The 26670-nt window shown below is 41.2% G+C and carries 19 protein-coding genes and 1 pseudogene; 13 read left to right on the forward strand and 7 right to left on the reverse strand.

What is annotated here, in order from left to right:
• The first annotated feature begins 103 nt into the window (after window positions 1-103).
• Together BLR84_RS19290 and BLR84_RS19295 are read left to right on the forward strand one after the other, a co-directional pair.
• Window positions 104-2392 carry a glycosyl hydrolase family 95 catalytic domain-containing protein gene (locus tag BLR84_RS19290; RefSeq protein WP_090471377.1) on the forward strand — a complete coding sequence of 763 codons (2289 nt, stop codon included), beginning with the start codon at window positions 104-106 and terminating at the stop codon, window positions 2390-2392.
• A gap of 220 nt (window positions 2393-2612) precedes the next feature.
• Window positions 2613-4709, forward strand: a complete 2097-nt coding sequence (locus BLR84_RS19295) for a tetratricopeptide repeat-containing sensor histidine kinase (RefSeq protein ID WP_090471379.1) — start codon at window positions 2613-2615, stop codon at window positions 4707-4709.
• Window positions 4710-5088: 379 nt separating this feature from the next.
• On the opposite strand, the gene BLR84_RS19300 is transcribed toward BLR84_RS19295, so the two are convergent.
• Window positions 5089-7566 carry a TonB-dependent receptor gene (locus tag BLR84_RS19300; RefSeq protein WP_090471381.1) on the reverse strand — a complete coding sequence of 826 codons (2478 nt, stop codon included), beginning with the start codon at window positions 7564-7566 and terminating at the stop codon, window positions 5089-5091.
• 17 nt (window positions 7567-7583) lie between these two features.
• The gene (locus BLR84_RS19305) at window positions 7584-8108 is read right to left on the reverse strand and encodes a DUF2911 domain-containing protein (protein ID WP_090471383.1); all 525 of its coding nucleotides are present in this window, start codon (window positions 8106-8108) and stop codon (window positions 7584-7586) included.
• Window positions 8109-8329: 221 nt separating this feature from the next.
• On the opposite strand from BLR84_RS19305, the gene BLR84_RS19310 reads away from it, so the two are divergent.
• The 8 genes from BLR84_RS19310 (at window position 8330) to BLR84_RS19345 (ending at window position 19950) form a co-directional block, all read left to right on the forward strand.
• Window positions 8330-9343 carry a sensor histidine kinase gene (locus BLR84_RS19310; RefSeq protein ID WP_090471385.1) on the forward strand — a complete coding sequence of 338 codons (1014 nt, stop codon included), beginning with the start codon at window positions 8330-8332 and terminating at the stop codon, window positions 9341-9343.
• On the forward strand, window positions 9340-10050 hold the full coding sequence (locus BLR84_RS19315) for a LytR/AlgR family response regulator transcription factor (protein WP_090471387.1): 711 nt from the start codon (window positions 9340-9342) through the stop codon (window positions 10048-10050). The genes BLR84_RS19310 and BLR84_RS19315 overlap by 4 nt, the downstream gene beginning before the upstream one ends.
• A gap of 156 nt (window positions 10051-10206) precedes the next feature.
• Complete coding sequence (locus BLR84_RS19320; RefSeq protein ID WP_090471388.1) at window positions 10207-10797, forward strand: RNA polymerase sigma factor; 591 nt, start codon at window positions 10207-10209, stop codon at window positions 10795-10797.
• 71 nt (window positions 10798-10868) lie between these two features.
• A complete protein-coding gene (locus tag BLR84_RS19325; RefSeq protein ID WP_090471390.1) occupies window positions 10869-11819 on the forward strand; it encodes a FecR family protein in 951 nt (316 codons plus the stop codon).
• A gap of 128 nt (window positions 11820-11947) precedes the next feature.
• Entirely contained in the window at window positions 11948-15340 is a 3393-nt protein-coding gene (locus BLR84_RS19330; protein ID WP_255366992.1) for a SusC/RagA family TonB-linked outer membrane protein, read from the forward strand.
• A gap of 29 nt (window positions 15341-15369) precedes the next feature.
• Window positions 15370-16908, forward strand: a complete 1539-nt coding sequence (locus BLR84_RS19335) for a RagB/SusD family nutrient uptake outer membrane protein (RefSeq protein ID WP_090471392.1) — start codon at window positions 15370-15372, stop codon at window positions 16906-16908.
• Between the two features lie 67 nt (window positions 16909-16975).
• On the forward strand, window positions 16976-18028 hold the full coding sequence (locus tag BLR84_RS19340; protein ID WP_090471394.1) for a metallophosphoesterase: 1053 nt from the start codon (window positions 16976-16978) through the stop codon (window positions 18026-18028).
• A gap of 65 nt (window positions 18029-18093) precedes the next feature.
• Window positions 18094-19950, forward strand: a complete 1857-nt coding sequence (locus BLR84_RS19345; protein ID WP_090471396.1) for an FG-GAP-like repeat-containing protein — start codon at window positions 18094-18096, stop codon at window positions 19948-19950.
• A gap of 105 nt (window positions 19951-20055) precedes the next feature.
• Here BLR84_RS19345 and BLR84_RS19350 read toward each other — a convergent pair whose 3' ends face one another.
• From BLR84_RS19350 to BLR84_RS19375, 5 genes are all read right to left on the reverse strand, one after another.
• A complete protein-coding gene (locus BLR84_RS19350; protein WP_090471400.1) occupies window positions 20056-20736 on the reverse strand; it encodes an adenylate/guanylate cyclase domain-containing protein in 681 nt (226 codons plus the stop codon).
• A 640-nt stretch (window positions 20737-21376) separates the two neighbouring features.
• The gene (locus BLR84_RS19360; protein ID WP_090471404.1) at window positions 21377-21748 is read right to left on the reverse strand and encodes a hypothetical protein; all 372 of its coding nucleotides are present in this window, start codon (window positions 21746-21748) and stop codon (window positions 21377-21379) included.
• A complete protein-coding gene (locus BLR84_RS19365; RefSeq protein ID WP_090471407.1) occupies window positions 21738-22370 on the reverse strand; it encodes a hypothetical protein in 633 nt (210 codons plus the stop codon). Before BLR84_RS19365 ends, BLR84_RS19360 begins: the two co-directional genes overlap by 11 nt.
• A 20-nt stretch (window positions 22371-22390) precedes the next feature.
• Window positions 22391-22996, reverse strand: coding sequence for a hypothetical protein (locus BLR84_RS19370; RefSeq protein ID WP_090471408.1), 606 nt, complete (start codon window positions 22994-22996; stop codon window positions 22391-22393).
• 266 nt (window positions 22997-23262) lie between these two features.
• Entirely contained in the window at window positions 23263-23928 is a 666-nt protein-coding gene (locus tag BLR84_RS19375; protein ID WP_090471410.1) for a DUF6904 family protein, read from the reverse strand.
• A gap of 129 nt (window positions 23929-24057) precedes the next feature.
• Here BLR84_RS19375 and BLR84_RS19380 point away from each other — a divergent pair.
• From BLR84_RS19380 to BLR84_RS19395, 3 genes and pseudogenes are all read left to right on the forward strand, one after another.
• Window positions 24058-25050: pseudogene (locus BLR84_RS19380) on the forward strand (TrlF family ATPase); the annotation flags it as partial.
• A gap of 444 nt (window positions 25051-25494) precedes the next feature.
• The gene (locus BLR84_RS19390) at window positions 25495-25986 is read left to right on the forward strand and encodes a hypothetical protein (protein WP_090471415.1); all 492 of its coding nucleotides are present in this window, start codon (window positions 25495-25497) and stop codon (window positions 25984-25986) included.
• A gap of 2 nt (window positions 25987-25988) precedes the next feature.
• A complete protein-coding gene (locus BLR84_RS19395) occupies window positions 25989-26657 on the forward strand; it encodes a hypothetical protein (RefSeq protein WP_090471417.1) in 669 nt (222 codons plus the stop codon).
• The last annotated feature ends 13 nt before the right edge of the window (window positions 26658-26670 follow it).

Here is a 26670-nt window from a genome sequence, read left to right on the forward strand (position 1 = left end):
ATTTGTGTCTGTTGATGGATATTAGTAACATCGTAGAATCAAAACCATAAATTGCCAAAGAATGGTTTTAACCAATTCTTAATATCCTGGAACTATACCAATTATGAAAAAAGTAATCCTGATCATCGCTGGTCTTTTATTTTATAACGGCGTATCGGCACAAAATGAAACAAACCACGACTTAAAATTTGATACCCTGGCCAGGCATTGGGATGAAGCCATTCCCTTGGGTAACGGTATGTTAGGAGCGTTGGTATGGCAGAAGGGCGATCATTTACGCTTCTCCTTAGACAGGGCCGATCTTTGGGATCTGCGCCCCATGAAAGGGCTTCATCGTAAAGAATTTAGCTATCAGTGGGTAATTAACCAGGTCAATAAAAAAGATTATGCACCGGTACAAAAGTATCTGGACGAACCTTATGATCATGAACCGGCTCCCTCCAAGATCCCTGGTGGGGCTTTAGAGTTTGATACCAAAGACTGGGGTAAAGTAAAATCTGTCAATTTGCATCTGCCCAACGCATTATGCACCGTTAAATGGGCAAATGGAGTGGTATTGAAAACCTTTGTACATGCCACAGCGCCGGTAGGTTGGTTCAGGTTTGAAAATATCAAAACAGGTTTTGAACCCAAGCTGATCGCCCCAAAATACCAGGGAGAAGTAAAAGTATCAGGCGATCCAGTTGGTGGGGATGACCTGTCACGGCTGGGTTATCCTGCCGGAACAATCAGTCAGCAAGGCAATAGCATTACCTACAAACAAAAGGGCTGGGGCGGTTTTACTTACCAGATCAATGTAAGCTGGCATAAGGTAAATGCAAACGCTATAGAAGGCGTGTGGACTATCTCCTCACAATATCCTGCTAAAAAAATCAACCCCGCAGCTGCTATAGTATCCGCGAACGCCTTAAAACGGGGCCTTCAGACTGATTTCGACTCGCATGAAAACTGGTGGGATAATTTCTGGAGTAAATCTGCCATTCATATACCAGACGCGTTGTTGGAGAAACAATGGTACCTGGAGCAATACAAATTTGGCTCGGCATCAAGAGTAGGAGCTCCGCCGATTTCGCTACAGGCGGTATGGACAGCTGATAATGGTCGCCTGCCACCCTGGAAAGGCGACTTTCACCATGATTTGAATACCCAGTTAAGTTATTGGCCCAGTTATAGCGCCAATCATCTGGATGAAGGTATAGCTTACCTGAACCACCTGGATGCCAACAAAGCTAATTACGAGCGGTATACAAAAATGTATTTTGGTAAAAATGGATTAGCTGTTCCGGGTGTTACTACCATGAACGGTACAGAAATGGGAGGCTGGATACAGTACTCGCTTTCACCAACGGTATCTTCATGGCTGGGGCAGCATTACTATTTGCAATGGCGCTACAGTATGGATAAAAACTTTTTGCGCACCCGGGCCTATCCATGGATAAAAGCAACTGCCACATTTATTGAAAGCCTTACGGCTTTGGATAATAAAGGCCATCGTAAATTACCTATTAGCTCAAGTCCGGAGATCAATGATAATGATATCACAGCCTGGTTCCATCAAAATACCAACTACGATCTGGCTTTGATGAAATTTAGCTTTAAAGCCGCGGCAGAGCTGGCCACGGAACTGGATCAGAAAACCGAAGCTGCGCACTGGCAAAAGATATATGATCAGTTTGATGATTTCGCGGTAACGCCTGCCAATGAGCTGATGTTTGCGCCTTCCATGGCTTATAACCAGTCGCACAGGCATTTTTCTAACATGCTGTGCATTTATCCTCTGGGCTTGTTGAAGTGGGAAGACGGCGAAAAGACGCAATCAGTCATCAAAAACTCCATCCATTTGTTGGATAGTGTGGGCCCTGCTTATTGGTGTGGCTATTCCTACTCCTGGCTGGCTAATATGAAGGCCAGGGCAAAAGATGGCCAAGGGGCGGCTAAGGACCTGACCATTTTTGCAAAAGCATTTTGCTCTATCAATAGTTTCCACTTAAACGGCGATCAAACCAAGTCAGGTTATTCTAAATTTCAATATCGCCCATTTACATTGGAGGGTAACTTCGCGTTTGCTTCGGGTTTGCAGGAAATGCTGTTACAAAGTTATGCCGGCTTTATGGAGATAACACCAGCTGTACCAGCCGCATGGAAAAATCTTTCATTTGAAAATTTGCGGGCCGAAGGAGCTTTCCTGGTCAGTGTAAAAAAAGAAGGCGGTCAAATTGATGAAGTGAAAATTGTGTCAGAAAAAGGAGGGAAAACTAAATTGAAACTCCCTTTCAAAACATGGTTTGCCCAAAGCCAAACGGATGTCGAAATAGGAGCTATTAAAGACGGCCTTGTTGATCTGGATTTTAAACCTGGTGCAGTGCTTGTTTTAAAAAATGGATATGAATGATCTGATCTTATCCAACATAAAAGAATACAACAGGAAAGCTGCTTTTTTGAGTGGCTTTCTTAAAAATTAGTTATAGATTGGCATTTCCCTTATGCAATAGTCTATTTTAATTTTCCCGGCAAAAAGCAATTGAGTAATTTGATTGTTTATAAATACAAATTTTAACTTTACTAAAGCCTTGTCCGTATACCTTTTGTAAATGCTATCAAATGTTTAGCTTATGCCTTTGCCTTTATGCCTGTACCCTGCTAAATTAGTAAAATGGAGCTGTCTAGGTCTCCTGTTAACATGCGTTCTGTTTTTATCTGCCTGTAAACAGGTATCTACAAAAAATATCAATCATCCTGCTCTTGCTGACTCCATCATCGATAAAACCAATACTTTGCTCAATAGCGGGCAGCTGGAACGTTCTGTTATTTCTCTCGATTCGGCATACCGCGGTTTCCCCAACCCCGGGGTTACTGATCTCTGGAAAAAGTATAATCAGAAGGCTAATTATTATTTATACTACGACAAAAATCCTGTAAAAGAAAGGTTGTATGCCGATAGCATGTTGTTGATATTGAAAGGTAAAGAACTACAATACAAAACAGAATATGCAGGTGCTGTATTTGCCAAAGGAGACGTTTTGATAGTTGAAAAAAGATATGCTGAAGCATTTAAATGTTACTATGATGGTAAGATCTTTGGCGAAAAGAATCTGGATAGCTGTAGCTATTGCCAGCTCACTTATCAATTAGGAATGGTTAGGTATATACAGGGTAACTATTTAAGGGCTATCCCGTATTTTAAACAAGCTTTTACCGAAAACAGCCACTGCAAGGCTGGCGCGGGCTTTAGTAATTTGTTTATTTATCCGCAATCACATCTCAATACTATTGCACTGTGTTTTGAAAGGGCTAATATGCCCGATAGTGCCATTTATTATTATAAACGCGCGCTAACCTTTATTAACCGCAATGCAGGGCGTTTTCCGGAAAAAAAGCAGTTTGCAGAGATGGCCCGGGCGGTAGTGTATGGTAATTTGGGCGGTGTTTATGCTTTGGTGAATAACTATACCGAAGCAGAAAAATATTTACAGGAAAGCATCCATATCAATAATCGACAGGGTTATGCTGTAGAAGACGCACAAACGGCGCAACTCAAACTGGCAGGCTTGTATGTTCAGTTCTCCCGGTTTACAGCAGCCGATTCCTTATTAAAACAAATTGAGCTCGACCTGCTTGCCGGGCGTGGAAAAAGCCAAAGCAATGCGGATAACCGCTTAAAGTGGAAAAAGTTAAAATGGAAATATTATGATAAAACCCATCAGGTTGCACTGGCGTACCAGTATATTCAGCAATATGATAACATGCGCGACTCGCTTGATGAGGTCAGTAAAGGCTTAAAGATAGCTGATATAGATCAAGGCTTTAAGAACATCGAACAACAATACCGGTTAACTTTATTAAGTAAAAACGATGAGTTAAAAACTGCTTACCTGGCTGCAATCATCGTTTTTTCGGTGATGACGATTATTATTTTGCTATTGGTGTGGTATAACCTGAGGCGTTATCGAAATAGTGTCAATGAGCTAACCAAGCTGAATCAAAAGATCAGCGAATATAATACGCAGATGCAAAAAACGCTCACCGCGTTGGAGCAAAGTCAGGAAGAAAATACCCGTATGATGAAAATGGTAGCACATGACTTACGTAACCCGGTGGGCGCTATGATGACGGTAGCCACGATGATGCTGGATAACAAACGCGGGCTCGGTGATGACCGTACCATGCTGGAGCTGATCAAAACTTCCGGAAAGAATTCACTGAACCTGATTGATGACCTTTTGCAGATTCACACTCGACTCGAAGAGCTTAAAATGGAGCCGGTTGATATGTTTACCCTGCTGCATTATTGTGTAGAACTTTTATATTTTAAAGCCGAAGCAAAAGGTCAACAGATCCAGCTGACAGCGGATCATCTCACCATCAGCGTTAACCGGGAAAAAATGTGGCGTGTGATCAGCAACCTGATCGCCAACGCCATTAAATTCAGTCCCAGCGGCGCTATTGTCAATGTACAGATGATCAGCAAGGAAGATAGCGTATTGATAACCATTGAAGATCATGGCATAGGCATACCCGCAGAAATGCATGATAGAGTTTTTGACATGTTCACCGAAGCCAAAAGACCCGGAACAGCCGGAGAACAGCCCTTTGGTATGGGGCTGGCCATCTCCAAACAGATCGTGGAAGCACATGGAGGCCATATCTGGTTCGAAAGCAAACAAAACAACGGCACATTTTTCTATGTAGAATTGCCGCTAAATAATTGAAGGTTTTTTGCCCGTCAAATAGCAGTATAAGGCAATAAATTAACTTGAGCCCAGGATAAGCAGAAAGACACCCTGAATACATTGCATAAAGCGGATCAATGTAAACCCTATTATTTATGGTTTACACTGTAAACCGTTTTTTTTAATGTAAAATAAAGTAATTAATTGATTATCAATTATATGCATTAATGTAAACCATGAAAAGTGTAAACCATGTAAACCCAATTTTAACATAGCGGGCATCGGGATCAGGTTTGCATTCCTTATCCCGAACTTACATTAAATTAGGCATTCTCTTCTTAATGCCTAATTTCTACTAACTGATCTAAAGAACGAATGAAGAATTTTAGTATTGACTGAAAACATAAAATTTTTCTATCTAAGAAGCATCGTCAATCCGCTTATCCGGATTATCTTCTTTTTTCTTGGGTTGTTTGTGAGCCCCTGTGCTTTTACCAAAATGATAAGTAAAGCTTAAGGTGGCTCTTGAACCCAATGTCAGTCGCTGAAAGTCCAAAAGCAATGCATCGCTGCTTCTTAAAAACGCCCATTTACGGGTATTGAAAATATCAACGCTATTAAAGCTTAAAGATACCTGGTTGCCCGGAAAATCGTATTTAGCACCGGCATCAAGGCCAAATGCGGGGCGGTTCCTGTCCTGGATAATAAAATCGGCAGCGCGGTAATCTGCCCGGATTTGTATAGCCAGGCTTTTTACGATAGCTATATTATTGGTGATGTTGGCATTCCAGCTTAAACCACTGTTTGCCGCTATCCCAAATTGAGGGGCTGCATCATTTTGCCGTTCATAAATGTTGGCGTTAACAGTAAAATCCCAGGCTTTAATCAGATCAAAATGACCTATCAGCTCCAGCCCAGTGGTAGTAGAATGTTTTAAATTTTGAGCCGTTGTGATGATAACTCCATTAACCGGTGCGCTCTCAATGTGTTTAATGACATTATTAAGACGGCTATAATAAAGGCTTGATGTAAATGAAATATTTTTCCAGTTTTTATTATATCCCAGTTCCAGCGAATTAATGCTCTCGGGTATCAAATGCGGATTCCCTGTTTCATAATTTGTTGGATCAGAGAAATCTGTAGATGGGTTAAGCTCTCTTGGAGTAGGCCGGGTTACCCGGTTGGTAAAGCTAAATTGCAGTTGCTGATCGCCTTTAAATTTTTGCGTCAAAAACACACTGGGGTACAAACCTTTGCTTGGGACCCGGATAGGTGTGCTATATGATGAGTTGTTGGCATCGTATCCTGTATAGGTTGCGTTTAAGTGAGAATCTTCGGCCCTTAAACCGATTTCATAGTTAAAGTTCCTGATCTGGTTCTGGTAGTTTAAATAAATGGCATGGATCTGTTTATTGCTGCTGAAAAGGTTGGTGTAAGTATAGAACGGAGAGGGGATCCCATTGTTTAGGTCATAGGCATATTGATTATTGTTACCCAGGCTGATCTGACTACGATAACCGGCAGATATTTGCCCGGTTTTACCTGTAGGCAGTATGTAATCGGCCTGTATATTATAATTATTGCCATTGTTCCATATATCGCTTTCTAATGGATCAGGATCTGGAGGTGTTAGCCCTCGTTGGCTCGGCATATTTAAATGGTTTTGATAAACCTGAAAATTCCGGGAGGTGCCATGAGAATAAGAAAAATTGAAAGTTAGCTCCTCTTTTGGTTTTTTAAAGTGCTGGCTGTAGTCCAGATCCAGCTCATAACTTTTTCCATTACTATTAGTGGTATTGTTTTGATGGCTTAATGATATGGGTAGGCTGCTGGCATCCAGGTTGTTTATTTCTAAAAGCTCATCACGATGGGTATCGCGTAGATTGAGACTGCCGGAAACACTCAATATACTTTTGGGGGCTAATGAATAATCGATACCCGCTTTTACATTCTGTATCTTGTTATGGGTGGTAGAAGGGAATGTTTCATTGGAATAAACGGTTGCATCAGTTGGTTGTAAAAAGGTGAGATACTGGAACCCGTTGCTATAGGTATCTCCATCGCGTAAGCTGTAATTTCCATAAACGTTTACCTTGCCTGTTTGATAACTTAAAGCTCCACTGCCATTATAATTATTGCGGGTACCTGCGGCCGCGGTTACCGAACCATTGAAACCTATTTTACTATTCTTTTTTAAAATGATATTAATAATGCCTTGCCCTTCGGCATCATATTTAGCCGATGGATTGGCAATCACCTCCACATTTTCAATAGAACTAGCCGGGATGGATTGAAGAATTTGTGTAACGTCGCCGCCTGCAATAAGTGATGGTTTACCGTCGACCAGAACTTTTACCCCGGTTGAACCGCGTAAGCTCACATTTCCATTTACGTCAATTTGAAGTGTGGGTACGTTCTGTAACAGATCGGCAGCGGTGCCACCCTGGCTTACCAGGCTCTGATTTACAGCGAAAACTTTTTTTCCATCCTTGTTTTGCAGGGTTGGTTTCTTAGCCGTAACGGTTACCTCATTCAATACTTTATTGGGGGAGGAACTCATTTGGATTTCGCCCAGGTTTACAACACCACCCGACGAGCCGACGTTGACATTCTCTTTAACAACAACGTTATAGCCGAGATAACTTAACCGGAGTGCAAATGTGCCGGAAGGTAAATTGGCGATGGTAAAATTGCCGCTGGTGTCTGTTTGCGTTGTCTGAATATTAGTTTTAGTGGCGGGATTTATTAAAGCCACGGTGGCAAATGAGATGGCTTCATGAGTTTGGGTATCTTTTACACGACCGGTTATTTTTCCATTATTTTGGGCATATAGATTGTTGCTCAGGCCCGAAAGCATGAGCATGGTGATGACTAATTTCAACTTAAACACTTTCATCTGTATGGAATTTGGCTTTATCTTATTGGAATGAAAACGGATCGCTTTTCCCAGTTTAATAAAACCCCTTTTGGAGTGATCCTATAGATAAGCATTTCTTGGTCATCCGGTAAAGAGGATGTTGAGGATGTTTTTACATCAACGCGAAGCTGATCTTTGCTTTTATCATATTTGAAGGCGCCCCATTGGTTAGGTACCTTATTAAAAACGGCTATCCATTTACCTTTTTCTTTCGGTACCAGGAAAAAACCATATTTGCCAGCGGGCAATTGTTGATGTGCTATTTTAATATTTTTGTCAGTTTCAAATGTGGTAGCTTCGTTCGCGCCTGCACGCCAAACTGTATCGTAAGGAACTAATCCGCCCCAGATCTTTCTGCCCTTTACTGATGGGCTGCTGTAATGAATAGTGATGGTAGCATCACCTATTTTCCCGGTTACAGATTCCGCCGGGCTTACCCGTGGTTTAGGGCTTTGTGCATAGGCCGGGGCCGATAGGATCACTGCAATTAAAAGCAGATAAATGTTTTTGAATGTTTTCATGATTTTGATTTTTGATGATCAAAGCTGCCTCTTGCAAATCGCCTTCACGAATCTTTTCGACCCGTCTGATTCGATCTTTAATGAAAAGGGGTATTTATTCGACAACCTGGCTTTTGACGTTCTTTTGGCTAATCGTCTGATTTTTTGGGGTAATTGTAGAGAATAATAGCCCAATGATGTAAAACAATACCTTAAAACATAAAAGGCTGGTATTTTTGAACATGAAAATAAAAAGACCCAGTACCACCCTGCTTCAACTACTCATCTGGGTGGCTGTATTATTGTTGATCTTTTTTTCAGCATTACCGATGGATGGCGTCCGGAAGTCTGTAATATCTACCCTGATCGGTACACTTTCTTATGCGATTATTATTTATGGAAATATCCTGGTCTTGTACCCCATGTTTTATCAAAAAAAGAAGTTTGTTTGGTACGGCATCCTGGTGGTACTTTTTCTTGTGGTTGTCGGGATGTTGCGCGGGTATACATCCATCGTGGCTTATCAGTATTTTTCAATCATAAAACCAGTTCATATAAAATTCTTGAATTTGCTCTATTATGTTCCAAGCGGGATCCTGATCTATATTCTCAGTCTTATTTTTCGTATTTCAATTGCTTACTTTACTTTAAAGCAGCAAACCGAGGAGATCATGCTTCAAAAAAGCCAGGCCGAGCTTAATTTACTCAAATCGCAGGTACAACCACATTTTCTGTTTAACACGCTGAATAATATTTACTATAAGGTTTACAAAGTTGATCCCCCCTCGGCCAGCTTGATAGAGCGTTTGTCAGATATCATGCGTTATTTTGTTGACGAAAGCCCGAAGGATGTAGTTCCATTGACAACTGAAGTTGCGTTTATTGAAAACTATATGGCGTTGGAAAGAATTCGTATCAGGTATGGCGTTACTATTAACTTTGAAAAAGCGTATCAGGTGGAGCTACGTATCCCCCCGATGTTGCTAATGACCTTTGTAGAAAATATATTTAAGCATGGGATCAATAAGTCGAGCAAGCAAAACCAGATAGATATCTCGTTAATCCAAAAAGATGGCTATCTGCTTTTCAAGACCAGCAATCGCCGGTTTAACCCGACGGTACCGACTGATTCAAACGGATTTGGGATTGCGAACTTGACAAAAAGACTATCGATGCTGTATGGCTCAAATTTTGAGTTAACTACTAAGAAGGACGGGGAACTATACCACGCTTTTTTAAAAATACCGCTTGTATGAATTTAAGCTGCATAATTATTGATGATGAGCCTGATGCGGTTGACCTGCTGGAGTTGTTGATAAAACAAAGTACAGAATGGCAGCTAAAAGCTAAGTGTTATGATGCCTTGGAAGCATTAGCTTTTTTAAAGAAAAACCACGTCGATTTTATTTTTTTAGATATTAATATGCCCCAGCTTACCGGTATGGAACTGGCTACTTTATTGCCGCCTCAAACCAAAATCGTTTTTACCACCGCTTATTCCGAATATGCTGTAGACAGTTATACTTTTCAAACGGTCGACTATCTACTAAAACCTATCACCCTAAAACGTTTTTTATCATCAGTGCAAAAAATAGAACCTTATTTTTTGAAACGCGAGCCTGAAAGACTTGTAAATGCCGAACCAGACAGGGATTACTTTTTCGTAAAATCGGGCAAAGCATTTAGAAAAATATCCCTGAAAGATATTCTGTATTTTGAAGGAGAAAAGGACTATGTAAGATTAGTAACTTCACAGGAGCAGTTACTCATTTACCGCAGGTTAAAGGACATTGAGCAACAACTTTTACTGCCATTTATCAGGGTACATAATTCTTATATTGTCAATTCCGAACAATTAGTTAAAATAGAAGATAACCATATTTTTATCGGCGACAAGCGCCTCCCTATAAGCGAAAAATTCAGGAGTAGTTTTATGGAGATCATCGACAAAAAGAGATTTTGATCATCCCTTGCTTCCAGCACCAATCTAATTAATCTGAATCTTGCTAATTTTTCGAATAATTACCCGAGTTCAAAAATACAGTCATGACAACCATAGGGTGGTTGTTTTCTTAAAGTTTAGTTAACATTAGTAGTGTAGGTTTGTGGCAAACAAATCATGGAAATTGCCGAAGCTATTTTACTCTCACGTATCCGGGAAGACGATCATTCGGCTTTTGACCTGATGTTTGAGCGTTATTGGGAGCGGCTATACCGGGCAGCCTTGTCCAGACTTGATGATGAAGCGCAGGCACAAGATCTTGTGCAAGAGATTTTTATTAAACTTTGGCAGCGCAGGCATACCTTATCCATTCAAACCACTTTGGAGCAATATTTACTGAGCGCTGTACGCTTTAGCGTGATCAGTTATTTTAGATCGCAAAAAGTTACACATGTTCGCCTTGAGGATGCCTTGCAGCGAGTGGAGTTGCTTGAAAATTCAATACATGACCATGCTGGGTATCTTGAGCTGGAGCAGACACTCGAACAGGCTGTTAAACATATGCCCGAAATGCTGCAAAAAGTTTATCAACTACGCAGCGAAAATCAATCGGTAAAGGCTATTGCCAGCGAACTGGGACTAGCCGAACAAACAGTTAAAAATTATATCTCTGAAGTGTTACGAAGGCTACGTATCGTTGTTTCTGAAAAACATCCCGAACAAAGTGCTGCTTATATTGCTTTGATATTATTCGCGCTTTACAATTAGTTAACGAAATGTTGATGTAAATTATAAGTACCTGCAGGGCTTTTTAACGACTTACTGTTGAAAATCCCAACATGGAGCTACGTAAATTTATAAAACAACTGCGCCGGTACCAGAAAGGCACCACTAATGAAACCGAAAAAGCCATAATTGAAGCCTGGTATGATTCGTACGAAGGCGAAAATGAAAAGCAGGTGTTATCTGCGGAGGAGCGGGAGCGTGTCAGAAATGCCATACACGCAAACATTAGTGAATCTATCCATATCAATAAATCAACACCTTCATTATGGTTCAATTACCGCATTGCTGCAAGTGTTTTGTTGCTATGCTCTTTGTCTTCGCTAATTTATTTCCTGCTCAGGCCCGCGACTCCGGTTCCGGAAACCTACACTACTTTACGTACGCTTAACGGAGAGGTTAGGAAATTAACCCTGCCCGATAGCTCGGTGATATGGCTAAACGCGCAAAGCCAGGTGCGCATACCTTCCAATTTTGATAAAGACATACGCCAGGTTTATTTAGATGAAGGTGAGGCTTTTTTTGAAGTAAAACATAATACCCATAAGCCATTCAGAGTTGTTACGGCTCCGCTGCAGGTACAGGTTTTAGGGACCTCGTTCAATATCAACGCCTATCATAGTTTGCCTCACGTTAAAATTACAGTGGTTACCGGTAAAGTAGGAGTAAGCAAGGGGGCAAAACTACTGTCATTCCTCACGCTGGGACACGAGCTCACTTACGTGACCAATAAGGGGACTTTTGAGAAGAAAGAAGTAGATGCCAGTCAGAGCCAAAGTTGGAAAGACGGCGACACCTATTTGAACCGCGTAAAATTTGAAGAGCTATCACTTGTTTTTAAAAACCTGTATGGTCTTACATTAAAAGCGGGTAACCAGCGTGTACATGACTATCTGTTCAGTTTACGTATCAAACGCGATATGCCTGCTTCAGAAACGCTAAAACTCATCAGCGCGATACATAATGCACATTTCAGAAAGGAGGGCACTAACGTAATTATTTATTAGCCCTAATTAATAAAGAAACCGGTCCCTGTTTCAGCAGGAGCCGGCTTTAGTTTTCAGCAGGTGAAGGTTTGCAGACCCCACTTGCCATGCTCAGCAACTATTTGACTCATTACAAAGCAATCAAAAATATGAATTTCCATACACAGTTATGCAGACAGTTTATGCGTATCTCTTTTTTACTTATTTCCATATCAATAACCATAGGCCTGGTATCGGTGCGGGCCACTGAGTTAGCAGCACAGGGCGTGAATACCCGGGTGGATATCAGCTTCGGCAACGAGGACCTTTCTTCGGTTATCAAAAAACTGGAGCAAAAGGCCAATGTGGTATTTGCCTATGACGACGTATTTTTAAAACTCGCCAGCAAATATACCGACGCGGCGAATTATAAAAATGAAAGCCTGAAAAACATCCTTATGGCCTTGTTCAAAGGGCAGGAGATCGGTTTTAAAGAACAGGCCGGTAATATCATCCTCTACAGGCAACTCGCGGGGCGGATAAGCGGGAGGGTCACGGATGAAAACGGTGAGCCCATGCCAGGCGCGTCGGTCAGTATCGTGGGCACCTCATATGGAATGATAACCGATCTTGATGGCAAATATAACCTCAGCTTGCCCGAGGGTATTTACACGGTAGCCGTAACGTTTGTGGGCTATAACCGGGTGGAATCTGCCAATGTTAAAGTTACCGGTAACCAGGCCACGGTGTTAAATATCCGTCTGATGGCGGATAATCAGCTTAAAGAGGTTACGGTAAGTTATGGTAAGCAGCGATCGAGGGAAATTACGGGTTCAATAGCACAGCTTAATGCCGCGCCATTGCAGGATATGCCGGTAATGCAGTTTGCACAACAACTGGAGGGTAAGGTAGCCGGTGTATCGGTTGTGCAAAGCAGCGGTCAGCCGGGTAGAGGGATAGATTTCCGTATTCGTGGTGCTGCATCTTTTTTTACAGATAACCAGCCTCTTTTTGTAATTGATGGAATGCCTATAACCGGTAGTATCAACAATATTAATCCAGATGAAATTGAGAGTTTTAGTATTCTGAAAGATGCGTCTGCCACGGCTTTATACGGCTCAAGGGCATCTAACGGGGTAGTACTTATCACTACCCGACACGCTAAACCGGGAGGGGGTACTTCAGTGGAGTTTAATGCTAACTATGGTGTGCAGGTACTTCCTGGTAACCGGGTTCCGAAGGTAATGAACGGCGAGCAGTTTGCCGAGTTTATGAGAGAGCGGGCACAGGATGGCTTGTTATATGAAAAAAATTATACCATCGCCAATGACTATAAGGCCGCTTACCTCGATGTCGACCCTTCAAGCTATGGTACCGGAACCAATTGGTATAAACTGCTTACGCGAACCGCGCCTATTCAGAGTTACGATGTAGCGATACAGTCGGCAACCGAAAAATCATCCTCTACTGCCATAGTCAGTTACCAGGATCAGCAAGGTGTTTTAATTAACACAGGGACACGTTTATTTTCTGCACGTTTCAATAAAGATCTGTCTGTAGCCAATGGCAAACTAAAAGTAGGGGTTAATTTGGCACCAAGCTACCGTTTGGATCATAACAACCGTTTAACAACAGATGGTGTGGGCGGCTTATTTGAGCGTATCTTCGAAGCCAGTCCGCTGATTTCTCCTTTCAATGCCGATGGAACTTATCAGCGCAATGTGAGTTCACCAGGCATGGTAGCCTATGTTAATCCATTGGCCCAGTTTAATCTTACTAATGATAATTACAAAACTACACGCATACTTGGAAACGCTTACCTCAATTATGAGGTTATAAAAGATCTGCTTTTAAAAGTAAACGTAGGCGTTGATAAAGGTGGCGAAACACGTAACTATTACCAGTCGGGTATTGTAACTTCTACAGCTAATAACCCAACGGGTACCAGCAGCTCGGTCGATAATGGTTCATATACAGCAGAGGGCTATCTGAACTATACTAAAACTTTTCATCAGGATCATCATTTCGAAATATTAGGTGGATATTCTGTTCAGAAGTATTCATCAACTTCAAATACGCTAACCGGCCTGGGATTCCCAAATGATGATATCCCGTACCTGACCGCGGCCACCAGCGTAACCGGTAATAGTTCCTACACAGCTTATTCATTATTATCGGTTATCGGACGTATCAACTATAATTATAAAGGCAAGTATCTGCTGCAGGGAGCATTCCGTAATGACGGGTCTTCCCGTTTTGGTGCAAATTCCAGGTACGGTAATTTTCCTTCTGTATCGGCTGGCTGGGTAGCAAGTGACGAGAAATTTATGGAACGTTTAAAAGTCGTTGACCTGTTTAAAATTCGCGCCAGTTATGGGGTAACAGGCAATAATTTCTTTTCGAGTAATTATGTAGCACAATCTACTACTTCAAATTACTATTACAATTATAATAATACCATTACCCAGGGTACTACGCTTAGTAATTTGGGTAACCCTAATTTGCAATGGGAGCGGAGTTTACAGCTTGATTTAGGGTTTGATCTCAGTTTACTGAAAAATCGTATCAGCCTTACTTATGACTATTATCACAAAATTTCTGACCACCTGATTCAAGCCAGGGCGCTGCCAACATCATCGGGTTATACAACTGTTTATGATAATGTGGGTAAGCTGGCCTTCTGGGGCCATGAAATTACCATCAACACGGTTAACATTAACAACCGTGATTTTAACTGGAGCAGTTCTTTCAATGTGTCGTTTGATCGTAACCTGATCAAGAGCCTGGTGTCGCCAGGGTATATCCGCCGCAATAACACTGTATCATCCGATTACTTCAGGCAACAGGTTGGTCATCATTTAGGTGAGTTTTACGGGTTTGTTTTTGAAGGCTTGTATAAAGATGCAGCCGATCTGGCCAATTCTCCAAAATATCAGGCTACGGCTACCTCGCCTAAGGGGGTATCAGATATAGGGACCATCAAGGTTAAAGATATCAATGGTGATGGCGTGATTGACGATGTGAACGATCGTACATTTATCGGTGATCCTACACCTAAGTTTACAGGCGGCTTTACCAACCACTTTACCTATAAAAAGTTCGACCTGAATATCCATACCTCGTTTTCTGTGGGCGGTAAGATCCTTAATGCCGCAAAATGGGCCTATCAAACCAATATGGATGGTTCGCGTGTGCCGCTTGCTGCTGCACTTGATCATTGGCGCTCGGTTGATAACCCAGGTTCGGGCATTTATCCTCGCACCGAAACGGGTACTACAGCACTTGGGCGTGCGGTAAACTCCCAATGGATCGAGAATGGATCGTACTTAGCCATAAAAAACATTTCGTTGGGATACACAGTGCGCTTCAAAAATAATTTCGCGTTTAAATCTCTCCGCGTTTATACTTCGGTGCAGCAGGCTTTTGTATTTACCGGTTACTCGGGCATGAACCCTGAAATTAACCTGAGCGGGCAAGACGCAACCCAGGGTATTGGTGTTGATGAAAATGCGTATCCCATCCCTAGGACTTTTTCATTAGGCGTTTCGGCTTCAATAAAATAATCAAACTACAAAACTTTAAAAAGAGCACAATGAAAAAAATATATATTTTGATGGGGTTATCATTACTAACAGCTGCCTCATGTAAAAAAAGCTTTATTGATTTAACACCCCAATCATCATACAGCGATCAAAATTATTATAAAACCGATGCACAGTTTGGGCAGGCGGTTACAGCTGCTTATGCAGGCTTGCGCGATGTAGTAACAACAGATTACCTGTTTTCTGAAATGCGCTCAGATAACACCATTTATCAGTCGTTTTTAAATAACCGGGGTACAGCGTATACAGATCGTGAAAAACTTTCTGATTTTATGGACGCTTCAACCGATAGTTATACCGCTACCGAATGGCAAAACGCTTATCTGGTAATATCCAGGGCAAATATTGTGATTTCGAGGCTTAAAACGGCATCGGGTATTGCCGATGCTTCTGTGAAAAGTTATGATGGGCAAAGTAAATTTCTGCGTGCGCTGATGTACTTTAAATTGGTGAGGCTGTTTGGCGGCGTTCCGCTTTTTGTTAAGGAAGTGACTACGCCCGATGATGCATTCCTGCCGCGCTCGTCTTCCGATGATGTGTACAAGCAGATCATTGCCGATGCCACCGATGCCTTGAACGAACTGGCGCCTCCCGCAAAGTTTCCGCAAACGGGAATTGCTACCAAAGGTTCGGCAGCTGTGCTGCTGGCCGATGTATATGTAACATTAAAACGTTGGGCTGATGCAGAAGCCCAACTAAGCACTTTAGCGGCCATGGGCTACGGTTTGAACACCAATTATGCCGACGCGTTTTTACCTGCCAATAAAAACAACAAAGAGTCGCTGTTTGAAGTGCAGTTTTTGGATGGAACGCTTACCGGCGCCACACCCAATCCATTGTGCTTTCATTTCCTGCCCCGAAGTAAAAATACATCGTTAATTACTACGCTGGCTATTGACAATACTACTACCGGTGGCTGGAATACGCCATCACAGGACCTGATCAGTAATTATGAAACTGGCGACAAACGCCTGGATGCCTCTGTAGGTATTGCCGAGGGTACATATGATGGCAGTAGTTATTTTACTTATTCGGCAGTAAAGAGCATTGTAAATTACAGCGGACCCCCAAGTGGAAAAACAGCAGTGCCTTATATCAAAAAATATGAGCACACACCAGCTGCCATAACCGGCTCGGCCGATGATTTTCCGATCTACCGTTATTCAGAGGCTTTACTATTACTGGCCGAAGCCCAAAACGAGCAGGGTAAATCACCGCTGTTGGCTTTAAATACGGTTAGGGCCCGCGCAGGTCTGGCTCCGGTTGCCAGTGCTGATCAGACAACGTTGCGCAATACTATTTTGCATGAACGCCGTGTTGAGCTGGCATTCGAAAACAAGCGCTGGCACGATTTGGTGCGCACTGGTAATGCAGTTAATTTAATGAATGCTTTTGGTGTTAAGCTAAAAACCCAGATCAGCTACATCTCGCCTGATTCATACATTGTTAATAATAATAAACTGTTATATCCTTTACCTCAGGCTGAAATAGGCTTGAATACATCGCTAACACAAAACCCCGGTTATTGATCTGATATTTTTACATCCCCTCGTGCATATTGGCAGGAGGGGATATTATGAATCTTTAAACAAAAATATGATGTCGAATTACAGAAAAACATTCGCAGCCGGGTTTTGCCTTGGCCTGTTGTTACTGAATTATCATGCAAATGCTGAAAATGGTTTACCCTTAACGGATACGGTTTTAAATACTCCCGGCCCCGACCCTGTGGTTAAACCCGGGGATTTTTGCATCGCGGTGCTACCCGATACACAATACTACCTGGCCCAGGCCCAGCTTGGCGGAACCTTTGATATGTTCAAAGCGCAGATAGAATGGATAAAAAAGAACCAGGTTAGAGAGAACATCGCTTATGTAGCACACATGGGCGACATTACCGAACATGGGGATAATCCTGTTACCGCAAGGAGCGAATGGTATCTGGCCAAAACCGCGCTTTACGGCCTGGAAAACCCGGTAAGCATCCCTTACGGCCTGGCTGTTGGTAACCATGACCAGTTCCCGTCGCAATACCCGGTTAAGGGCACCACCAATGGGTATAATCAATATTTTGGGGTAAAACATTTTGAGGGCCGGTCTTATTACGGTGGTCACTACGGTAATAATAACGATAGCCACTATGATCTTTTTAAGGCTGGTGGTGTTGATTTCATTGTGTTGTTTTTAGAGTTTGATGCTTTTAATGAAGACCAGGCTGGAATGTACGGCTGGGCCAACCAAATCCTGGCCAAATATGTAACCCGCAAGGCAATTGTGGTAAGCCATTCCATTTTGCATTTTAACCCGGTAACCGGTTCCAATACACCGCAGGCCCCTTTTAACGCGCAGGGTAAAGCCATTTATGAAAGCCTTAAGGGCAATCCAAATCTGTTCATGATGCTTTGCGGTCACGTAGGTGATAATGGCGAGGGTTATCGTACAGAAACTTTTAACGGACATACGATCAAGGCTTTCCTTAATGATTATCAAAGCCGGCCAAACGGAGGTAATGGTTTGATGCGCCTGTATAAATTCTCCGTTAAGAATAATGAGTTATCGGTCAAAACATTTTCACCTTATGCCAATACAAGTGAAACTGATGCCGATAGCCAGTTCACCGTTCCATTGTTTGATAAACCAGTAAAGTAAACCTGATTAATCACACTATAACGTACTATATGTAAATCGTCCTATTAAATAAATATCAACCTATCATGAAAAATAACAACACAAACTTTATCAAAGCAACAGCCTGTTTGTTAGGCAGCTTGTTGTGCTTTTCCAGCTGCCAGAAATCACAGCTTGGCGATTCAAAAACAGTAAATAACAGTAAGCCGCCGACTGTTAATGAGCTATCGGCATCGGCAACAAGTCCAGAGATCAGGGTTTTGTCCTTCAACGTAAGACATAATGATCCTTCCGACGCACAATCTATTACGGAGCGCCAGGGCAATATCCGCCAGATCATCGTTGACAATAACCCCGATATTTTCGGGCTGCAGGAGTTTTCGGATAATTCATTTGAAAACTGGTTTATCCCGCAGATGGCAACCCTGGGTTATGGGGTGTATTTTGATGAATCGGCAGGCATGGGCACGCCCAAAGTTATTTTTTATAAAACCAACCGCTTTACGTTGCAAAGTAGCGGTACCATTGTGCTTGGGCCAACCAATACCGGTACCTGGGCCAAATTACTCGATAATTCTACGGGTCTGAGATACTTTGTAAGTAACAGCCACTGGCAATTTGACTCACAGCCCGTCAGGCTGCAAAATTCACAGGCTCTGGTTGCAGCGGTTAAACAGTATAATACCGAAGGTCTACCAGAAATTGTTTTTGGTGACTTTAATGCTAAACCCGGTACCGAAGAGATCAATAATCTGAAGGATGGCCTGGATCTGGTGGATGCTCTTGGTGATACTGATGGCGACCTTACGTTTCATGGTTGGACACCTACCGGTACGGGTAAGATAGACTGGATAATGAGCGACCGGAGCATGTCTTTCACTTCGTGGAAGGTAATTACTACCAGTTATAACGGTTTCTGGCCTTCAGATCACTGGCCGGTGATGGCAAATTTTGTGCCCGGTATTTTTGGCGGCGCCCTCGCTGATGCCAACGGGAAAAGCGCAAACGCGAATACCAAATTCTATTTTGCCGATATCAACGGCGACGGTAAAGCAGATAAAGTATACTGGAACGCTACCTACGATAGTGGTCGCCCACAAATATTCCTTTCCAATGGCGATGGTACTTTCGTGGCAACGGCGGTTGTGCATACAGCAGGTGCTTCTACATCAACTACCACGCGTTATTATTATGCCGATGTGAATGGCGATGGCAAGGCCGATGAGATACTCTGGGATCCAACCTTAAACTCCGGGCATACACGTGTTTATTTAGCTACCACCAATGGCAATTTTAGCGCAACCGTGATCGATAATCCTGAAGGAACCAGCGCAGGAACTACCACTATCTATAATTTTGCCGATGTAAACGGTGATGGCAAGGCAGATAAGATCTATTGGAATGGCACTTTTGATTCTGGTCATACCCGTGTATATCTCGCCACCTCAAACGGTAATTTCAGCGGTACGGTGGTATCTGGCACCGAAGGTGCGAGTACTACAGGTGGTTCGGCATTTTATTATGCAGATGTAAATGGTGATGGAAAGGCAGATAAGATACTTTGGCAACCAACGCTCAACTCCGGTAAACCATCGGTTTTCCTGTCAGATGGCGATGGTACCTTTACCGCTTCAACCTCATTTACTGATGCCGGCGCTTCAAGTGTTTCGGCCGCTACGGTATTTTATTTCACCGATGTAAATGGCGATGGCCGGGCAGACAAGATATACTGGAACCCTGGTAATTATTTAGGTAAGCTCAAGATTTATTATGCTACCACTGCTAATACATTTGATGGTCCGTATTATTCATTGCGGGGTACTTCACAAAGCGGTGATACCGATTTCTTTTTTGCTGATATCAATGGTGACGGAAAGAATGACCAGATCAGGTGGAACTACGCTGAAAATAGCGGCGAATTAAGAAATTATTTCGCCAAATAGAGCTTCGGGTGATACCGGGCTTTGATCGTATAAAGAATTACACTATAATATAAGAAGGGGACTCAAAAAATATAAAACCAACTATCCGGATAGGGGTAGTTGGTTTTAACCAGATATCGCTAACAAATAATCCAAATCTGTTTTCGGGCTGGCTAAATAATGCAGATTATTATAGGACTTCCCTGCCAAACGTATCTGTTGACTTTGGCGGATACCTTGCAGTTCAATGGTGTGTAGGCTGGAGTAATCATCGGTAGGTATTAACGATTGATAAGCATATTCGGAAATAAGGAAATCATTGTTCAGCTCCTTTGTTTTAGCTTGAAGCCTGGCAGCGATATTCACCGGCAGGCCCATTACTGACAATTGCGGCGTGTTGTCCAGCCCAAATTCGCCCACAAATACTTTACCCGCGTGTAAGCCGACCCCAATTTCCAATGGCCCACCGTCATATGGCTCCGTGTAAGCATCGTTAAACATCCTGACGGTTTGAAACATCATTTTGGCGGCCTGGTAAGCATTGTTTACGGATTCCTTCAACTCGGTTTGCAAGCCAAATACAGCGTATAAACTGTCGCCGGCAACCCCAACTACTTTACCCTCAAATTTCTTTATGATCTGATTAAAGGTGGTGAATAAACGACGAACCACCTGGATAACCGTTTGCTCCGGCTGTGATTCCATCAAGCCGGTAAAGTTGCGGATATCCAAAAACAGTATAGCGAGCTCCTGCTCTTTGTTGGGCGCAGCAGGTATTGGGTTCGGTATGATGTAGTTATTTTCCATAGTGATATAGACGATTAATCTGGTAAAATATTTTAAATAAGATGATTAATCATTGCTGTAAAACTAAACCCGGGAAAGACCTGCGACAAGATCAAACTGGTTAAACCTTCCGAATGATCGGTAAGGGAGGGTATTCGGGCGGTAAAAAAGAATTGATGCTACCGGTGTAGGTAAAGGGGAAATTAAATTATAAAAAACAAAGCCTTGAAAGGTTTTGCTTTCAAGGCTTTTGCCGTTTGTAGTAGAAGGGAGTGGTAATTTGTCGACTTTTTTAACTGATTTACAGGCTGTTGCAGATGCAAAGTGGTTGTTTGACAAAGTTGACCTTTAATAGTTCCTTGATATTTAACTTTTAATGCTTTACGAAATGTGTAGGCTATTTCTGTAGCCAAATATGAAAGACTTTAAAGCCAATTTGCGGAGGATTTAGGGCGTTTAAGCCGAATCGACAAGTTTTGAGTGATTTTGAAATCTATCATTCTTTTACTGATGGAGTCTAAAAAAAAAGGGCTTCATCGGTAATTAAGTGGATAACGGTCCTCTGAAATTTGCCACATTTTATTTGGGAGTGATTTTTATTCCGGTAAACTTTGCATGATCTTTTTGTGCTCTGACTGGCTCGATATAATAATCGATTGTGTTAATCAAAATTGCCGATCGCAATTAATGGTTTATAATCAGCAACTATATCCTTTTCGCCTAAAAAGTAACTTTCAACTTTTTTAGAATCTGCGAAATATTCCACATCTAATATATACTTACCTCTTGTGAGAAATTTAATACCCGTAATGTGATTCTTGATTTCCAAAGCAGTTGGTTTAAGTTCTTCACTTGGCTTCCCCAATGATTTGGTTACCGCGTCGATGTTCTTGCCTTTCAAAGCGGGCAGGTCAAAAACATAACCAGTGATTGTTTTGGCAGATTCCGGCGGTTTTGTAGTTGCCAGACACGTAATGATAAAAAGGAAAAAGATAGTTTCATTCTCAAATGTGATAATATGGTTATATGCCATAGAATTTTTTGATGATCTCAGTTAATATACCGCCAGAAGCCGCAATTCCTATTTCCCACGTACCATTCAGTGATTTATCCAACATCTTTCTTATCCAGTTTTTTGCCTGCGGACCGTAACCAACTATTTCGGGCTCCTCTGCAATAACTATAGCAGAAATTTCATTAATATCTTCCTGTTCGACTTTGTGTTTCTTTAACTCCTCCTGGAAAAATGCAATGTCTCTCGCAGATATATTTATCTGCGCGTTGATTGTATTTTGGTTCCCAGTGTTAATCAAATTACCGTGACCGGTAGCATGTATATTAATTTGAGTTCCTTCTTTTGCCAAGTCGGATTGTTCTTTCAATTGTTGCTTTTTAAATTCAGCTTTAAAACCTCCATTCTCTATGAATATGTCAGCGGGTGATTCAAGATTGATGACAATGGGCAGTAAATTTTCTTCGGTTTCACCAACCCGCGTAATAAACCTACGCCGCACTAAAACGTCAAGAAGGGCGTTGGCCTTTCTTTCGTTGGGTTCAACGGTAAGTATTTTTTCAGCTTCGAGATAGTCTTTGTTCTCAAATAGATCTAATATCTGATCGAGTTTATCACACTGACTTTCATTTAAATTGTACATGATAAGATTAGGTTTAGTGGTTATAGCGTATAAATAAGTAAGAATAATGATAAGACCAATGAGCCGATTGATGGTATATTCGAACCGGTTCGAAGTAATAGTCCGATGGTATCTTTAGAAGGGCCACCAGCCTGAACCTCCGCCAATAAAAGGGTCAACAATGCTAAGGCCTCATTTCGTTTATCTTCATCTATAAAAATATCATCTCCAAGGACATCTTTTATTTTTTGCGTCTGGGCCTTTATCGCGGATCTATCAAAAGTCTGCGATAGATTAAATACGTTGTTATTACCCATATTGACAATATTTCCCTCCCCCGAAGAATGAATGTTGTAAGTAATAATAGGGCCAAAATGTTCGGTAGCCTCATCTGGGCTTTCATTGGCCTGTTCCACCTCCTTTACTCCTTTATGACTTAACCTAATGGTTCCACCTAATCCGTGGGGTTCAATCAAGCCTTCATTCATTAAATAGTCAACCACATTTCTCATCAGGTTGTACTCAAAACCCAGTTCATTCCCGAGTTCTTCCATATCATAGACCGCATTGAGGCTGCCGCCAGCTTGCTCATATAGATAATTCAGGTAGCGAAATCTGTCTTTCTTAATTTGAGATATATCGATCATATATATTGTTTTCTGTTATGTTAATTGGAACATCCAAACTACAATTTATTCCCTGTCAATGTATTCCATAGACTTGTTGACAATCTTTAATTCGTCATATGTGTAAACCGTTTTGAAATACAATTTTCGCTTTTCAGCCAGAAATTCACTGTCATATACCCCTAATACCGGATCATTAGGACGGCTCGTGTTTATTAATATATATACTGTCATGATAAAACTATTGGGGTTTGAAATGATTGAACAGATGTAAGAACTTAATCACCTTACCACTTGATTTCTGGAAATTCACTAAACTCAAGATCCGTAATTTCACAACCTTTTTCCGTGGCAGACTTTTGGAATGAAGCGATAAGATTTTTGTATTCAGCTGACCATGTATTAAAATAATGGGAAATCAGTTGAGGTATCTTACGAAACCTTACTTTGCCGCTGCGGTCAGATACAAAGTCGATATGTAATGCCTGATAGATGATAAAGGCATATTCATTTCCAACAGAAAAGTCCTTTTCTAGAATAGTTATGATTTCACCTCCTGCTGGATCGTATTCTAACAGCGCTTTCTGGATCACATATTCGAGTAAATATAGATTAGCCTGATGTAATTTACTTGTTGAAAAATACCCTGCATTTTGGCGTAACGCGGTAATAAATATTAAAATATCTGTCCAAACTAACTGAAATCCGGAGTAGTATAATTTATGATCGTCACCCGGATATTGAAATTCATCGGTTAATCGATCGCCTGAATAAGCGTGTCTGATTTCATAAGCGAAGTTCATCAATAATTGATGTTGTCCCTTTTGAAATTTATTTTCTTCATTTAATGTATGCGCTATTTGGTGAACCGTTTCATATAGTGAAGATAAATCGCCGTAGTCTCCGAAAATGGAAACGCCAGTTCCGTTTTTAGTGGGATAAGCCTGAAGCATATATTGTAATATTGTTTAGATTAGGTTATAAAGGTAAAAATAACTTGATTTACAATAGCTGTTAAAATGTCAAAAAGATGTTTTCTTAAAATCAGGGATTATTGTAACTTTTATTGACAAATACCAGCAGAAAAAACAACGCTCGAAAAAGAGCTGGAAAAGCCATTTAAAGATTATCAAAATTACCTCGTTAAGATAAAAGATTGGGAAACTAAGCAGAAAGCAATCATCGGCTCGGATGTTATTCCCGATACAATTAAATTTTTTGAGGCTGAATTGGCCTACATAGATAATGATCTGCCAAAAGAAATCGAAACTCATAAAGAGTTGCGCAAGCAGTTTACACTGGAGGTTTACAATCAAAAGAAGCAGATTCAGGAAATCTATAATAAAATGAAGCAAGCCATTTCCGGTATTTTGGAAGAATACAGCGCCGAACAAAACATCACCATTGAAAGTTCATTTAAAGTAGATAAAATATTTTATACACAGTTTTTTGACTATGTATTCCGCTATGGTGATTTTCATAATAATGGCGACGAAGCGATCCGCAAGTTAATTGGCAAATATGATTTTGATTTTGAGGACAGTATCAATGAGTTTTTGGCGGAAATTGATACGCTGGATATTCGTTATAAGGATAACCGTAAAATTGATTTCTTTAATTACTTATGCTCTCTTTCCTATCTAAAGCCGGAATATGACCTGCGGTTAAATGATAAGGGCTTAAACCAATTATCACCGGGGGAGAAAGGCGGACTGTTACTCGTTTTTTATCTTGTATTGGATAAGGATAATAAGCCGTTGATAATTGACCAACCTGAAGATAATCTCGATAATCAGAGCGTGGCCGAAATCCTGGTTCCATACATTAAACGTGCAAAGAAACTTCGGCAGATAGTTATGGTTACCCATAACCCAAACCTTGCGATAGTAGCCGATGCTGAGCAGATCATATACATGAACATCGATAAGGAAAATGATTACGTGGTTTCCTGTGATGCTGGCGGAATTGAGGACAAAATTATGAACAATCACATTGTAGATATCCTGGAAGGTAAGATGAAAGCTTTCGACAATCGTAGGGTGAAATATAAAAAATATCCTGCCTTGGGGTTTTAGTATTATTTTAATTCAAGGCCATCTGGAAGATTTACATTTTATATCCTCCAGATGGGACTCGAACCCATAACCTACAGATTAGTAATCTGCTGCTCTATCCAATTGAGCTACTGATAGATCATAAAGATATGTTTTTTTCTACAAAATCATTTGCTTTCAAAAAGTAAATATCAATTGGAGCTTTCTCATTTCTAATTTATCAAATAGCGAAAATGGGCATTGTTGGATTTAGTAATCCCCTATAATATCTCGATGATTTAGAAGACAACACTTTTGAGAAATGAGAGTTGCAATATGTGAAGGAAGTTTTATTAAATGAGTTAATCATCTCATATAACTATAGATTTTTCCACTTTTCCACATGTCCAACTAAAATTATTAAGCAGGTGAGGTTTTTATTTGAATTATTGGTCATAATAGATGTAACTTACCATATCAAACCTTATGACGGAACAATTAGCCAAGCAGATTTTTGAGGCGCTTTTAGATGAATTTAGGCGTAATAATCTTACAGATATATTAACGTTTGCCATTCCGCCGAACGAATCCCAAAAAGCATATTATGAATATAGCTCTGATTATAGTTATCGGAGTACCGAAACTGAATTGCAGTTTTTGATCAATCTCTCAACCCAAAATGATCGGGGAGCCTCCCGTGCATTAGTTATCTTGTTGGAAGCCGGGAGCGAGTATTTTAATAAACTTTCAGGTATTCCCCATGGGTTTTCACAAAGGATTAATCGTCTTTTTGATTCGGATTCCGTTAATTATAAAATTGCCATCAGCGGGAACTGGCGACAGGTCGAGCTTAATCATATTCTCGAACAACCAAATATTAACAAATTAATACGGCTATTGGATTTTCTAAGAGAATATCGAGAATTGGATGATGACAGATTTTTAACGGAACTTGATACGTTCTTAACCGAAATTTAATTATGAGCGTCCTATCCTTAAAAGCAAAATTCGATAGCCTACTTACTGGGCTTAAAAGTGTTTCTACCGTTCGTTTTTCCAAAACTGTGGAATCGGCTTACGAAGCCTTGGTTTTGGCGGATTTAATGCAAGAATACGCCCGGATTAAAAGTGGTGTTAAAAATATCAATTCCCCGGCTGCCGGTTACTTTTTAAATCAGGCTCCAGGTAAATTCAGGAAAGAACAGTCTTTTTTTATTGAATTTAACAATGGGGAGGCCTACTATTTTGCTGCTGATGTTGAAGTTTTTGGATTAGTAGCCAGGGAAAGGTCAGCCCCCACGGGTATGCTGTTTGAAGCAGATGCCGTTGTGATCAAATCGGAGCTGGCGGATGAAGTCATTACCGATTACGATGGTTATCCTGCACCGCAACACATTGATTGTTTGATCGAATGTAAGTTTGGCAGATATTATAAGGGCCAGTTAAGAGAGCTTTTAGGCTTGCGCAGGCATGTTAGTTTACTTGGTCGTAAAATTGCGCATGCTCCGGTTACAGGAGCCCTTTATGGAATTGGACTGCAACGAGCCGTCCCACCAATTGCGCTATTCATGGCCAGACCTATAGCAGCAACTTTTGTCGATATCAATACCGCTGAACTTTACGATTTGGGACAAATACGCATTAGTTAAATTTTATAAAAAT

The sequence above is a fragment of the Mucilaginibacter sp. OK268 genome, from assembly GCF_900103125.1.
Lineage (GTDB): Bacteria > Bacteroidota > Bacteroidia > Sphingobacteriales > Sphingobacteriaceae > Mucilaginibacter.

Coding starts and splice junctions, on each gene's coding strand:
- BLR84_RS19330 (WP_255366992.1), top strand. CDS start 11,948: ATGAATTTCCATACACAGTTATGCAGACAGTTTATGCGTATCTCTTTT.
- BLR84_RS19305 (WP_090471383.1), bottom strand. CDS start 8,108: ATGAAAACATTCAAAAACATTTATCTGCTTTTAATTGCAGTGATCCTA.
- BLR84_RS19295 (WP_090471379.1), top strand. CDS start 2,613: ATGCCTTTGCCTTTATGCCTGTACCCTGCTAAATTAGTAAAATGGAGC.
- BLR84_RS19395 (WP_090471417.1), top strand. CDS start 25,989: ATGAGCGTCCTATCCTTAAAAGCAAAATTCGATAGCCTACTTACTGGG.
- BLR84_RS19345 (WP_090471396.1), top strand. CDS start 18,094: ATGAAAAATAACAACACAAACTTTATCAAAGCAACAGCCTGTTTGTTA.
- BLR84_RS19360 (WP_090471404.1), bottom strand. CDS start 21,748: ATGGCATATAACCATATTATCACATTTGAGAATGAAACTATCTTTTTC.
- BLR84_RS19335 (WP_090471392.1), top strand. CDS start 15,370: ATGAAAAAAATATATATTTTGATGGGGTTATCATTACTAACAGCTGCC.
- BLR84_RS19370 (WP_090471408.1), bottom strand. CDS start 22,996: ATGATCGATATATCTCAAATTAAGAAAGACAGATTTCGCTACCTGAAT.
- BLR84_RS19340 (WP_090471394.1), top strand. CDS start 16,976: ATGATGTCGAATTACAGAAAAACATTCGCAGCCGGGTTTTGCCTTGGC.
- BLR84_RS19365 (WP_090471407.1), bottom strand. CDS start 22,370: ATGTACAATTTAAATGAAAGTCAGTGTGATAAACTCGATCAGATATTA.
- BLR84_RS19310 (WP_090471385.1), top strand. CDS start 8,330: ATGAAAATAAAAAGACCCAGTACCACCCTGCTTCAACTACTCATCTGG.
- BLR84_RS19375 (WP_090471410.1), bottom strand. CDS start 23,928: ATGCTTCAGGCTTATCCCACTAAAAACGGAACTGGCGTTTCCATTTTC.
- BLR84_RS19315 (WP_090471387.1), top strand. CDS start 9,340: ATGAATTTAAGCTGCATAATTATTGATGATGAGCCTGATGCGGTTGAC.
- BLR84_RS19350 (WP_090471400.1), bottom strand. CDS start 20,736: ATGGAAAATAACTACATCATACCGAACCCAATACCTGCTGCGCCCAAC.
- BLR84_RS19390 (WP_090471415.1), top strand. CDS start 25,495: ATGACGGAACAATTAGCCAAGCAGATTTTTGAGGCGCTTTTAGATGAA.
- BLR84_RS19320 (WP_090471388.1), top strand. CDS start 10,207: ATGGAAATTGCCGAAGCTATTTTACTCTCACGTATCCGGGAAGACGAT.
- BLR84_RS19325 (WP_090471390.1), top strand. CDS start 10,869: ATGGAGCTACGTAAATTTATAAAACAACTGCGCCGGTACCAGAAAGGC.
- BLR84_RS19290 (WP_090471377.1), top strand. CDS start 104: ATGAAAAAAGTAATCCTGATCATCGCTGGTCTTTTATTTTATAACGGC.
- BLR84_RS19300 (WP_090471381.1), bottom strand. CDS start 7,566: ATGAAAGTGTTTAAGTTGAAATTAGTCATCACCATGCTCATGCTTTCG.